Source organism: Microbacterium sp. SY138 (genome assembly GCF_039729145.1).
Lineage (GTDB): Bacteria > Actinomycetota > Actinomycetes > Actinomycetales > Microbacteriaceae > Microbacterium > Microbacterium maritypicum_A.
In genome coordinates this window covers 2,636,138-2,648,140 of sequence record NZ_CP155793.1, presented here as the reverse complement: position 1 = coordinate 2,648,140, position 12,003 = coordinate 2,636,138, and the positions used below count along the sequence as shown (strand labels likewise).

At 68.5% G+C, this 12,003-nt stretch carries 10 protein-coding genes; 7 read left to right on the top strand and 3 right to left on the bottom strand.

Annotation, left to right across the window (positions count from 1 at the left end):
• Positions 1 to 100: 100 nt before the first annotated feature.
• Complete coding sequence (locus ABDC25_RS12550; RefSeq protein WP_322954288.1) at positions 101 to 1,429, bottom strand: serine hydrolase domain-containing protein; 1,329 nt, start codon at positions 1,427 to 1,429, stop codon at positions 101 to 103.
• The gene (locus ABDC25_RS12545) at positions 1,426 to 2,913 is read right to left on the bottom strand and encodes an amidohydrolase family protein (RefSeq protein ID WP_347123100.1); all 1,488 of its coding nucleotides are present in this window, start codon (positions 2,911 to 2,913) and stop codon (positions 1,426 to 1,428) included. The genes ABDC25_RS12550 and ABDC25_RS12545 overlap by 4 nt, the downstream gene beginning before the upstream one ends.
• A gap of 180 nt (positions 2,914 to 3,093) precedes the next feature.
• Here ABDC25_RS12545 and ABDC25_RS12540 point away from each other — a divergent pair, with 180 nt between their 5' ends.
• The 4 genes from ABDC25_RS12540 (at position 3,094) to ABDC25_RS12525 (ending at position 8,433) form a co-directional block, all read left to right on the top strand.
• Complete coding sequence (locus tag ABDC25_RS12540; RefSeq protein WP_021199883.1) at positions 3,094 to 4,107, top strand: LacI family DNA-binding transcriptional regulator; 1,014 nt, start codon at positions 3,094 to 3,096, stop codon at positions 4,105 to 4,107.
• Between the two features lie 260 nt (positions 4,108 to 4,367).
• Positions 4,368 to 5,888: a multiple monosaccharide ABC transporter ATP-binding protein gene (mmsA, locus tag ABDC25_RS12535; RefSeq protein WP_046398953.1), complete on the top strand. Its 1,521-nt coding sequence runs from the start codon at positions 4,368 to 4,370 to the stop codon at positions 5,886 to 5,888.
• A complete protein-coding gene (mmsB, locus tag ABDC25_RS12530; protein ID WP_021199881.1) occupies positions 5,885 to 7,255 on the top strand; it encodes a multiple monosaccharide ABC transporter permease in 1,371 nt (456 codons plus the stop codon). Before mmsA ends, mmsB begins: the two co-directional genes overlap by 4 nt.
• 62 nt (positions 7,256 to 7,317) lie before the next feature.
• Positions 7,318 to 8,433 (top strand): sugar-binding protein, encoded by a 1,116-nt coding sequence (locus tag ABDC25_RS12525; protein WP_021199880.1) that lies wholly within the window; start codon positions 7,318 to 7,320, stop codon positions 8,431 to 8,433.
• A gap of 111 nt (positions 8,434 to 8,544) precedes the next feature.
• Here ABDC25_RS12525 and ABDC25_RS12520 read toward each other — a convergent pair whose 3' ends face one another.
• Positions 8,545 to 9,402: a MurR/RpiR family transcriptional regulator gene (locus ABDC25_RS12520; protein WP_021199879.1), complete on the bottom strand. Its 858-nt coding sequence runs from the start codon at positions 9,400 to 9,402 to the stop codon at positions 8,545 to 8,547.
• Between the two features lie 109 nt (positions 9,403 to 9,511).
• Between ABDC25_RS12520 and ABDC25_RS12515 the strand changes: the two genes are divergently transcribed.
• The 3 genes from ABDC25_RS12515 to ABDC25_RS12505 all read left to right on the top strand — a co-directional run bounded on the left by ABDC25_RS12515 (position 9,512) and on the right by ABDC25_RS12505 (position 11,980).
• A complete protein-coding gene (locus ABDC25_RS12515) occupies positions 9,512 to 10,405 on the top strand; it encodes a BadF/BadG/BcrA/BcrD ATPase family protein (protein ID WP_347123099.1) in 894 nt (297 codons plus the stop codon).
• Positions 10,395 to 11,330, top strand: a complete 936-nt coding sequence (murQ, locus tag ABDC25_RS12510; RefSeq protein ID WP_029259632.1) for an N-acetylmuramic acid 6-phosphate etherase — start codon at positions 10,395 to 10,397, stop codon at positions 11,328 to 11,330. The genes ABDC25_RS12515 and murQ overlap by 11 nt, the downstream gene beginning before the upstream one ends.
• A 113-nt stretch (positions 11,331 to 11,443) precedes the next feature.
• Positions 11,444 to 11,980 carry a hypothetical protein gene (locus ABDC25_RS12505; RefSeq protein ID WP_347123098.1) on the top strand — a complete coding sequence of 179 codons (537 nt, stop codon included), beginning with the start codon at positions 11,444 to 11,446 and terminating at the stop codon, positions 11,978 to 11,980.
• Positions 11,981 to 12,003 lie beyond the last annotated feature (23 nt).

Here is a 12,003-nt window from a genome sequence, read left to right as displayed (position 1 = left end):
CGGCGATGGGGCCGAGACTATTCGCGTGCTCCATCGCCTCGTTGGTGCCCGGCGACGAGACTTCTCCAGACCTTGGTGCGCCCGGACGAAGGATCGGCGGTCAGCGGCGTCGCACGGCGCGCATGCCCACGTGGAGCAGCTCGGGACCACCCTCAGCCGCGTCGAGCACGCGCCCGACGGGCTGATCGGCGTCGGTGATGAGGGCGCCGTCGGCGCGCACGCGTAGCCGCAGCGGCGGGCGGGCCGGGATACCGAGGGCGGCGATGTCCTCACGCAGCACCATCGCGAACTCGAGCGCATCGCCGACACGGGTGACGTCGTAGCGCCACTGCCCGGCGTCGTAGGTGCCGACCATCTCCTCGAGCAGCTCCACCGCGTGCAGCTCCGCCGTCTCGGGGGGCTTCTCGATGCCGCGAAGCCGTGCGAAGCACCAGTCGACGAGCTGCGCCCCGAGTGCCTTGCCGCTGCCGCTGTTGGTCAGCACGGTGACGGCCAGGTCTTCCTCCGGAGCCATCACGAACTCGCTCAGCTGCGTGTCGGAGATGTTCCCCCCATGCATCACGACGCGAGCCGAACCGTGTCGGCTGAGCAGCCAGGGCAGACCGATCGCGTCGATGGGCGGACCGGCGGCGAGGTGGGGCTGCTGCATCAGGAGCCGGGTCGCGTCGCCCACGGGTGGCGTGCCCTCGGACTCGCCGCGCATCTGGAAACGGGCGTAGGCGAGCTGATCGCGCACCGACGACACGATGCCGCCCTCGGCCGCGATGTCGCGAGTCAGGGGCCAGTGCGGGAAGGTCGCCATCGCTCCGTTCTCGCCGGGGACGTGCCCCACCGCATGGGGGCGAGCGATCACGTCCCACGGGAAGAAGAACGTCTCCGTCATGCCCAGCGGATCGAGGACGACGCGCTGCACCGCCTGCTCGAACGTCTCATCCGTGATCGTCTCGATCACGCGACCCAGCAGCCGGATGCCGGCGTTGCTGTACGAGGCGATGGTACCGGGCGCGAAGAACTGCGGAAGATCGGAGAAGGTGGCCACGTTGCGGGCGAGGGCGTCGTCATCCCACCCTGGCCGATCATCCGCGTCACCCAGGAACCCTCCGGAATGCGTGAGGAGGTGCCGGATGCGCAGCGCCGCGAGGGCCTCCCCGTCGGCGAGACGAAAGTCGGGGAGCACGTCGACCACGCGTGTGTCCAGGTCGAGCGCGCCGTTCTCGACCAGGTGCATCGCGACGGTTCCCGTGAAGGTCTTCGAGGTCGAGCCGACCTGGAACAGGGTGCTCTCCGTCACCGCGGCGCCGGTATCGACCGCGGCGACGCCGGTCGTCGCGATGAGCTCCCGATCCCCGTCGATCACACCGACCACCGCGCCGGGGACGCCCAGGTCTGCGGCGGTGGCGTCCAAGAACTCCTGCAGGTCGTCGTTCATGCGGCATCCCCTCGTACGGCGCGGCCCGGTAGGGCTGCGGTCACGATCTCTCCTTCGTGCACGACGCGAGTGCCGTGGACGTAGAGCTCCCGAACGCCCCGCGACGGTCGGATCGGGTCGGCGTAGCTCGCCCTGTCGGTCAACGTCGTCGGGTCGATCACCACGATGTCGGCATCCGCGCCGACCGCCAGATGTCCCTTGCCCCGCACGCCGGACGAGACCTCGTCCAGGACCCGCGCGGGGAGGAACGAGCAGCGGCGGAAGGCCTCGAGCCAGCTCCACGTGCCGCTCTCGAGAACCATGAGCCGCAACGACTTCGCGAAGGTGCCCGCGGTGCGCGGATGAGTGTGGCCGCCCGCGGGGAGCGGCCAGTCGCGCTGTTCGTACACGGTGCGTCCGCCGCTCGCGTTCCACGAGATCGGCATCGCATCGCTCGCCACGATCGAATCCGGGTAGGCCAGGGCGCGGTGCAGGTGTGCGCGGTCGAACGGGTCGCCCTCGTCGAGGAACGCGACGATGCAGGTGGCGCCGGGGTCCGTCGCGCGTACCTCGCGCAGGCGGGCCTCATCGGCGATGCGCTCGCCGGTGTCGACGAGCACGAGAGACCGTGGAGTGATGCCGAGGCCTGGGAGCTTCTCCGGCGCCAGGAAGAAGGCGCCGATCGCCGTGCTGCCGGCCCCGTAGGGGTACGCCTCGACGGTGACGCGGGATCCGGCGGCGCGGCTGCGGTCGAGCAGGCCCAGCACGCGGTCGACGTGGCGCAGCGAGGTGCTGTTCACATGGCAGTGGTGCATCGCGGCCCCGGTCTCGGCAGCGGCGCGCACGAGCTCTTCCGAGCCGTCGATCGGCGTGCGGGGGTCGGCTTCGATCAGCTCCCGCACGTGCGTGAAGGTCGGGGCGTGCGCTGCGGCGGCCAGACGTGCGAGGTCGAGATATTCGTCGGGATCGGACCGTGGTGCGTATCCCATGAGAACGCCGATGCCGAGAGCCCCCGCCCCCAGCTCGTCTTCGAGCAGACCGAGCCAGCGGCGGCGTTCCGCGGGGGAGGAGGAGCGCTGCCACTCGGGCGTGCCGAGCAGATCCATCGACGCGGTGAAGTCGGCGACGGGCACCCGGTCGAGGTGCGCGTATGCCCGTGCCTGCGACCAGGAGGCCGAGAACCCGTAGTTCAGGGGGCGCCCGTCGGCCGCGGCGCGCGCGAGAGCCTCGGCGATCGGCATGAGCCCTGCTTCGAGGTCGAGGGCGGTGGTGACACCGTCCATCGCCTGCAGCCGGTGCCCCGCGATCGAGTGCACGTGGCTGTGCAGGTCGACGAAACCCGGCCCGATGATGAGGCCGGCGGCATCGACGACCTCGCCATCGGGTGGCGCCGTGAGCCCGTCGCCGACCGCCGCCACCCGCCCGCCCGCGATCAGCAGATCGGTGATCCGGTCGGTCTCCGTCTTCGGGTCGATCACGCGCCCGCCGCGCAGCAGAGTGTCCACGTCGTCACCATGCCATGCGGGCCGGAGCGGATCCGGTGCCGCCCGACGAAACCGGGGGGTCGTTCCGGTGCCCGGGCACAAGCCGTTCGGCGACGGTCCCGCCGTCGAGAGGTGCACGCACCGGCGTCGACCGACATAATGTAGTGGGGATGTGACCGTGCACACGCAAGGAGGCAAGTGATGTCCACCGCCTCCGAGCGCGCCCGCCTGCCGAGCATCCGCGACGTCGCCCGCCTCGCCGGTGTCTCGCATCAGACCGTGTCCCGCGTGCTCAACGATCATCCGAGCATCCGGCCCGAGACGAAGGCCAAGGTGCTCGATGCCATCTCGGTCCTCGACTACCGGCCGAACCTCGCCGCGCGCGCCCTGGTCACCAGCAAGTCGAACATGCTGGGGATCCTGTCCGCGACGATCGGCGAGTTCGGACCCACCTCGTCCATCGCCGGCATCGAGGATGCGGCGCGGGAGGAGGGCTATTCGGTCTCGACCCTGAACCTCGCCGACACGACGCCGGAGGCCATCGGCCATGCGGTGCGGCAGCTGTCGCGTGAGCAGGCCGACGGCATCGTGGTGCTCGCCCCGCAGGTGCGGGTGTTCCATGTGCTGCGCGGCATGTCGGTCGACATGCCGTTCGTGACCCTGCAGACGGCTTCGGGTTCCGATGGCGTGAGCCTGTCCGCCGATCAGGTCGCGGGTGCCAAAGCGGCGACCGAGCACCTGATCTCGCTCGGTCACAGCGACATCCTGCACCTGGCCGGTCCCCAGGACTGGATCGAGGCGGAGTCGCGGATGCGCGGCTATCTCGACGGTCTGCGCGAGGCCGATCTGCCGACGTTCCCGCCGATCCGCGGCGACTGGACGGCCGACTTCGGTTACTTCGCCGGCAAGGAGCTGTCGCTCCGGCGTGACTTCACTGCGGTGTTCGCCGCGAACGATCTGATGGCGATCGGGCTGATGCACGGTTTCCGTGATTCCGGTGTGCGGGTGCCGCACGATGTGAGCGTCATCGGCTTCGACGACATCCCGGTCGCGGCGCACGTTGCTCCCACGCTCAGCACCGTGCACCAGGACTTCCCCGAGCTCGGTCGTCGAGCAGTGCGCATCCTGCTCGCGCAGATCCGGGGGGAGCAGCCGCCGACGTTCGGGCCGCTGCAGACGATCCTGCGCGCGCGCGAGTCCGCCGCGATCCGCTGACGCGTTCCGTGCAGCGCTGGCGCGCCGCTCGAATTCATCGAATCCTTTCGATCCGTGCCGTCGCGTGGTGGATCGAGATGGCGCCGGCAGCAACAGTGTCACGGTCCGGATTCGAATTGCCGGTGCCGACTTGACACCGGTCCCACGGAAGACGACGATATACCGATGTGAACGGTCACATCGAAGGTGACCGCACGTCGCGAGGAAGATCCGTGAGCACCACAGCAACGTTGCCTACCGTGTCGGGCCCCATCTTGGAGATGCGCAGCATCACCAAGGAGTTCCCGGGGGTCAAGGCGTTGGCCGACGTCTCCATCACCGTCCGCGCCGGCGAGATCCACGCGATCTGCGGGGAGAACGGCGCCGGGAAGTCGACCCTGATGAAGGTTCTGTCCGGGGTCTACCCCTACGGAACCTACGACGGCGAGATCCTGCTCTACGGTGAGGAGCAGCGGTTCAGGGACATCGCGGCCAGCGAGCAGGCGGGTATCGCGATCATCCACCAGGAGCTCGCGCTCATCCCCGAACTCTCGGTCACCGAGAACATCTTCCTCGGCAACGAGATCCAGCGCGGCGGACGCATCGACTGGACGGCTCAGAAGGAGCGGGCCATCGAGCTCCTCGCCCGCGTCGGGCTGAGCGAAGACCCCGACGTGCCGATCAAGACCCTCGGCGTCGGCAAGCAGCAGCTCATCGAGATCGCCAAGGCGCTGAACAAGGACGTCAAGCTGCTCATCCTCGACGAGCCGACCGCTGCCCTCAACGAGAACGACTCGCAGCACCTGCTCGACCTGATCCTGGGGCTGAAGGCCAAGGGCATCGCGTCGATCATGATCAGCCACAAGCTCAACGAGATCGAGCAGATCGCCGACGAGATCACGATCATCCGAGACGGCCGCACGGTCGAGACGCTCGACATCTCCCGCGGCGAGATCAACGAGGACCGCATCATCCGCGGCATGGTCGGCCGCTCGCTCGAGAGCCGGTACCCGGATCGCACGCCCGAGATCGGCGAGGTGTTCTTCGAGGTCAAGGACTGGTGGGTGCAGCACCCGACCGTGCCGGAGCGCATGGTCGTGAAGGGCTCGAACATCAACGTGCGCCGCGGCGAGGTCGTCGGCATCGCCGGTCTCATGGGTGCGGGGCGCACCGAGTTCGCGATGAGCATCTTCGGGCGCTCCTACGGCACCTTCCTCTCCGGCACCCTGATCAAGGACGGCCAGGAGGTCGCCCTGCACGACGTCGCCTCGGCGATCAAGCACGGGCTCGCGTACGTCAGCGAGGACCGCAAGGTGCTCGGACTCAACCTGCTCGACACGATCAAGCGGTCCATCGTCGCGGCGAAGCTCTCGAAGATCGCGCACAACGGCGTCGTCGACTCCCGTGAGGAGTTCTCGGTGGCTGAGCGCTATCGCAAGGCGCTTCGCATCAAGACGCCCTCCGTCGAAGAGGGTGTCGGCAAGCTGTCCGGTGGGAACCAGCAGAAGGTCGTGCTGGCGAAGTGGATGTTCACCGACCCCGACCTGCTCATCCTCGACGAGCCCACGCGTGGCATCGACGTCGGTGCGAAGTACGAGATCTACGCGATCATCAACGAACTCGCGGCTCAGGGCAAGGGCGTCATCGTCATCTCCAGCGAGCTCCCCGAACTCCTCGGCATCTCCGACCGCATCTACACCGTCTTCGAAGGTCGGGTCACCGACTGCATCCCGGCCGACCAGGCGACACCTGAGGACCTCATGCGCAGCATGACCTCCGCGACCCAGAAAGCATCCGCATGACCACCGACACCACCGCAACGAAGCGCGGCTTCCACTTCAAGGACATCACGAAGATGTTCGGGGGAGGGCAGTCGACCCTCCGTCAGTTCGGCATCCTCGGCAGCCTGGTCGTGATCCTGGTCGTCTTCCAGGTGCTGACGTGGATCTTCAAGGGCACCGGACTGACGCTGTCCTCCGGCAACCTGATCAACGTCGTCAACCAGTACTCGTACATCCTGATCCTGGCCATCGGCATGGTGATGGTCATCATCATGGGTCACATCGACCTCTCCGTCGGATCCGTCGCCGCGTTCACGGGCATCGTCGTGGCCAAGGCCATGCAGGACTGGAACCTCCCCTGGCCGTTGGGCATCCTCCTCGGTCTCGGTGTCGGCGTGCTGGTCGGTGCCTGGCAGGGATTCTGGGTCGCCTACGTCGGGGTGCCGGCGTTCATCGTGACGCTGGCCGGCATGCTGTTCTTCCGAGGGGCGAACCAGGCGGTGGGCGACTCGCTGTCGATTCCGGTGCCGCAGGGCTTCAAGGTCATCGGCGCGGGATACCTTCCCGAGCTGTCGTTCATCCCGGTGCCCTTCAACGTCTTCACCATGCTCCTCGCTCTCGCCGGCGTCGCGTGGATCGTGTTCTGGGAGATCCGCACCCGTCGCATCCAGCACAAGATGGGCGCCGACATGGCGCCGCTCTGGGTGAGCGTCACCAAGGTCGTGCTCATCTCGGTCGTGATCCTCGTCGCCGGTTGGCTGTTCGCCACCGGGCGCGAGGGCACCAGCTTCCCGATCTCGGGCATCATCCTGCTGGCCCTCGTCATCCTCTACTCGTTCATCACGAACAACACCGTCTTCGGTCGCCACATCTACGCGGTCGGCGGCAACCGGCAGGCCGCGCGACTGTCGGGTGTGAAGGACCGCTGGGTCGACTTCTTCGTGATGATGAACATGTCCGTGCTCGCCTCGTTGGCCGGCATGATCTACGTCGCCAGGGCGACGGCCTCCGGCCCGCAGGACGGCAACGGCTGGGAGCTGGATGCCATCGCCGCTGTCTTCATCGGTGGCGCAGCCGTCTCCGGTGGAATCGGAACCGTGATCGGGTCGATCATCGGTGGTCTCGTGATGGCGTTCCTCAACAACGGCCTCGCCCTCCTGGGCGCCGGAGCCGACGTCGTCTCCATGATCAAGGGCCTCGTGCTCCTGTTCGCCGTCGGGGTCGACGTCTGGAACAAGCAGCAGGGCCGCCCGTCGATCATCGGATTCCTCACGCGTCGCTTCGGCCGCAAGCAGGACCCGGCGACCGACACGTTCGATCCGACCAAGACGAACTACCCCACGAGCCAGAAGTACGAAGCCCCCGCCGTCGAAGAGACGCGCGGATAGTAGGGGCCCAGGCGCGTACCGCACGCGCACCTGGACCTTCACACACCAGAGAAAGAGATCACATGAAGAAGATTCTTCTGTCGGCGACAGCGCTTGTCGTCGCGGGCGCCTTCGCCCTCACCGGCTGCTCCTCGGAGCGCGGCGGTGACACCGGTTCCGGATCGGGAGACGAGGCCAAGGGCTTCGCCGCCGATGCCACGATCGGCGTCGCCCTTCCGGACAAGACCTCGGAGAACTGGGTCCTCGCCGGTCAGCTGTTCACGGACGGCCTGGAGAAGGCCGGGTTCAAGGCTGACGTGCAGTACGCGCCGGCCAGCAACACGGTCGCCGAGCAGCAGAACCAGATCCAGGCGATGGTCACCGGTGGCGCCAAGGTCATCATCATCGGTGCGAAGGACGGCAAGCAGCTCGCCACCCAGGTCGAGGCCGCCCGTGACGCCGGCGTCACCGTCATCGCCTACGACCGTCTGATCGAGAACACCGAAGCCGTCGACTACTACGTCGCGTTCGACAACTTCAAGGTCGGTCAGCTGCAGGGTCAGGCTCTGCTCGACGGGCTCGCCGAGCGCGCGGGTCATGAAGCTCCGTACAACATCGAGCTGTTCTCGGGCTCGCCCGATGACGCGAACTCGGCCGTGTTCTTCAACGGTGCGATGGACGTGCTCCAGCCGAAGATCGACGACGGCACGCTGAAGGTCGTGTCCGGTCAGACCGAGATCGCCCAGACGGCGACCGAGGGCTGGAAGGCGGAGAACGCTCAGCGCCGCATGGACTCGATCCTGACGTCGACGTACAGCTCCGAGACGCTGGACGGCGTCCTGTCCCCGAACGACACCCTCGCTCGCGCCATCATCACCTCGGTGCAGGGTGCGGGCAAGCCGGTCCCGGTGGTCACGGGTCAGGACTCCGAGGTCGAGTCGGTCAAGTCGATCATGGAGGGTGTGCAGTACTCCACGATCAACAAGGACACCACGCTCCTCGTCGAGCAGTCGATCAAGATGGTCGGCCAGCTGCAGAAGGGTGAGAAGGTCGACGTCAACGACACCGAGCAGTACGACAACGGCGTGAAGGTCGTTCCGGCCTACCTGCTCGACCCGATCATCGTCACGAAGGAGAACGCGGCAGAGGCCTACGCCAACGTCCCGAGCCTCCTCGAGATCGTGAAGTCGTACCAGTAAGACGCACCCTCTTCACGACGCTCACCGTCGTGGAACGGCGAGCCGTCCTGACCTTCGGGTCGGGGCGGCTCGCTCGCGTTCGGCACCGGCGTGGTCCGTCCGCCGCTTTCCTCAGCCGCGGAGGGCGCGGGTGGCCTGGCCCGTGCGCTGCAGAGCATCGACGGTCTCGGTGTATCGACGCTTCGCGACGCCGATGAACAGGCAGTCCACGAGCGTGAGCTGGGCGATGCGGCTCACCATGGCGCCGGCGCGGAAGGTCGATTCGCGCACCTCGGTGAAGAGCGGGTGATCGGCCGCACGCGCGAGGGCAGAATCCTTGGCCGAGGTGACAGCAATCGTGGCGGCACCGCTGGCGCGTGCGGTCTCCAGGAAGCGCACCGTCTCGAGCGTGGACCCCGAATGGGAGAAGCCGATCGCGACGGTCAGAGCGGTGGGCAGCACCGAGACGGCCACGGCTTCGTGCGGGTCTGCCGGCATGTGCGCGTTCCGACCGACGCGCAGGAGTTTGTGGGTGAGGTCTTCGGCCACGAACCGACTGGCGCCGAGCCCGTAGAGGAGGATGCGGTCGGCGCGGTCGAGCGCATCGACCGCGGCTTCGAGCACGGCGAAGTCGAGACGGGCGACGGTCTCCTCGATCGCCAGCAGTTCGAGAGCCGCGACCTTCGACACCGCCTCCTGCAGGGTGTCGTCGTCGGAGATCTCCGAGCCGTAGGCTCCGCGTGCCGAGAACTGCGCCGCCTCCTTGCCGAGCTCGGCGGCCAGGGCCATGCGCAGCGGCGCGTAGCCGCTGAAGCCGATGGCGCGGCAGAAGCGCACGACCGACGCGACCGAGGTCTCGCATTCCGCGGCCAGCTCGTTGATCGTGTTGTCGATCACGACCGAGGGGTTCTCCCGGACGACCAGCGCGATGCGGGCGAGCGACGGCGTGAGCGTGGAAGCCGCGGCTTCGATCGTCGACTGGATGCTCATCGGTCCTCCATCGTGCGGTGCCGCCGGTGCGGTGAAAATTCTTTTTGCAGAGTCTACTTCGCATGTAGTCTCTTTTCATAGCCTTTTTCCGCCGATCCGAGGAGAGCCGATGAGCGTGCAGAAGAGCGCCTCCGTCGATCTCGGCAAGTCGCGGTGTCGTGTCCTGGTCTCCGACGCCGAGGGCCGGATCGAACGTGACGGTGTCGGCGCTCCCGGCCTGGCCGCAGCAGGCGGGGTGGCCAGCGCGTTCGACGCCATCCTCCCGCTCCTGGCGGGGGAGCGACTCGACCGGATCGGCGTCGGTGCCGCGGGAGCCTGGATGGCACCGGATGCGGCGCAGGGGCTGTCCTCTCGGCTCGCCGCCGCGACCGGTGCCGCAGTCGCTGTCGCCTCCGACGTGGTCACCGCCCACGCAGGTGCGCTCGACGGGGCCGGGGGAGTGCTCCTCATCGCGGGCACCGGAGCGGTGGCGCTCGGCATCGACGCCGATGACGCACGGCTCGTCGACGGCTGGGGGCCGGAACTCGGCGACTTCGGCAGCGGTTCGTGGCTCGGGCGCGAAGCGCTGCGTGCGGTGCTGCGCGCCGATGACGGGTTGGTGCCGGACACAGTGCTCACCGAGGCCATCGCCGAGCCCGTCGGCGCGGTCACCGACATCCAGTCCTGGCTCGCGGTCGGCGGTCCGCTCCCTCGGCGCCTCGCGACGCTCGCCCCGCTCGTCCTCGACGCCGCGCAGTCGGGCGACGTCGTCGCCGGCGCGATCGTCACCGAGGGGATCCGACTGCTCACGGCGACGGCGTCCGCCGCGTCCGCGCTCACGGCCGACGTCGTGCTCCATGGCGGACTCACCGCGCATTCGTGGTTCCGCGAGCGCCTCACCTCCTCCCTGCAGGCTGCCGGGCGTCGGGTCGTCCCCGCGCGCGGTGACGCCCTCGACGGTGCGCTGCTGCTCGCACGCCGCACCGACCTCCCCCACGAAAGGTTCGTCCACCGTGCCGAATGACGATTCCCGCCTCGCCGCCCTCCTCTCCGTGCTCGACCGCCTCGACACCGAGGCCTCGACGACCGAGCGCGGCGACCTCGACCTGCTCGGCACCGCTGAGCTCGTCCGGCGCATGAACGCCGAGGACCGGCGGGTGCCCGAGGCCGTCGCCGAGCACGCCGAGGAGATCGCGGCCGCCGTCGACGGCATCACCGCGCGGTTCCGGCGCGGGGGGCGCCTCATCTACATCGGCGCCGGCACGGCAGGCCGTATCGGCGTGCTCGACGCGAGCGAGTGCCCGCCGACCTTCGGCACCGATCCCTCGATGGTGGTCGGTCTGATCGCCGGCGGAGAGACCGCGATCCGCTCGGCCGTGGAGAACGCCGAAGACGACGACACCGCCGCGGAGGCTTCGCTGCGGAGGCTCGCACTCTCGGAGAGCGACACGGTGGTCGGCATCTCGGCATCCGGCCGCACCCCCTATGTCGTGGGAGGGCTGACCTACGCGCGCAGCGTCGGCGCCTTCACTGTCGCGATCGCCTCGAACGCCGACTCCGAGATCGGTGCGGCCGCCGAGATCGCGATCGAGGTCGTCACCGGTCCCGAGTTCATCTCCGGATCCACCCGGCTCAAGTCGGGCACCGCGCAGAAGCTCGTCGTCAACATGCTCACCACGCTGTCGATGATCAACCTCGGCAAGACATATCGAGGGGTGATGGTCGACCTGCTGGCCACGAACGAGAAGCTCCACGCCCGCTCCATCCGCACGGTGTCGCAGCTCGCCGGCGTCGACACCGATCAGGCGGCCGGGGCGCTGCAGGCGGCGGACGGCTCGGTCAAGCTCGCACTCCTCATGCTCGCCGCCGACGCGACGCCCGAGGATGCGGCATCCGCCCTCGACGAGGCCGACGGCATCCTTCGCGACGCGATCGCGGCACTCGCCTGAACGTGGCGCGCCCCTGAGGTCGGTGCGCACCTGGTTCTCGGACGCCGGGCGCGGTGCTGATTCCGGACGTCGGACGTGGCCCTGGGGCGCTCCTGCGTCAATAGGATTCGGGTGTGAATGATCTCGTTCCGGCGGCGCCCTGGTTGCTCGTCGGTGCGGCCGTCGTCGCGGCGGTGGCCTCGCTGATCGCGGGGCGCGCCGTGCCGTGGCAGGGTCGACAGGCCGTGCTGGTCATGGCGGCCGCGATGCTCGTGGCCGCGCTCGCCGGAGATGCCCCGATGGTCGGTCTGGGGCTGGGGGCCGTGCTTCTGCTCTCCGCCATGCTCGGCACGGTGGGGGTGCGCGGAACCTCGGCTGCCGGCGAGTGCTTCCGCCGTGCGCTCATCGCCCTGCTCCTCGCCGTCTGCTCGTTCGAGAGTGCGGTGACAGGCGAGGCTCCAGAGGCCTGTGCGGGGGCGCACGGAGGTCATGGAGGTCTGTCGGGGCTGCTGTCGGTCCTGATCGTCGCCGGCGTGATCGGCGTGGTGCTGTGGACCGTCGTGGCGGACTGGTTCGTCGAGCCCGTCCATCACGGGCGCACCGTGCGACTGGTCGCGACCGAATCGTGGGCGCTGGCCGCCGGGGTCGCCCTGATGTGCCTGGCGACGTGAGGGGAGTTCCGGGTTCCGATAGC

Bases quoted from the DNA above. Each gene is read 5' to 3' on its own strand.
- ABDC25_RS12525 (WP_021199880.1), top strand. From the start codon at position 7,318: ATGAAGAAGATTCTTCTGTCGGCGACAGCGCTTGTCGTCGCGGGCGCC.
- ABDC25_RS12550 (WP_322954288.1), bottom strand. From the start codon at position 1,429: ATGAACGACGACCTGCAGGAGTTCTTGGACGCCACCGCCGCAGACCTG.
- ABDC25_RS12515 (WP_347123099.1), top strand. From the start codon at position 9,512: ATGAGCGTGCAGAAGAGCGCCTCCGTCGATCTCGGCAAGTCGCGGTGT.
- ABDC25_RS12540 (WP_021199883.1), top strand. From the start codon at position 3,094: ATGTCCACCGCCTCCGAGCGCGCCCGCCTGCCGAGCATCCGCGACGTC.
- mmsB (WP_021199881.1), top strand. From the start codon at position 5,885: ATGACCACCGACACCACCGCAACGAAGCGCGGCTTCCACTTCAAGGAC.
- mmsA (WP_046398953.1), top strand. From the start codon at position 4,368: ATGCGCAGCATCACCAAGGAGTTCCCGGGGGTCAAGGCGTTGGCCGAC.
- ABDC25_RS12520 (WP_021199879.1), bottom strand. From the start codon at position 9,402: ATGAGCATCCAGTCGACGATCGAAGCCGCGGCTTCCACGCTCACGCCG.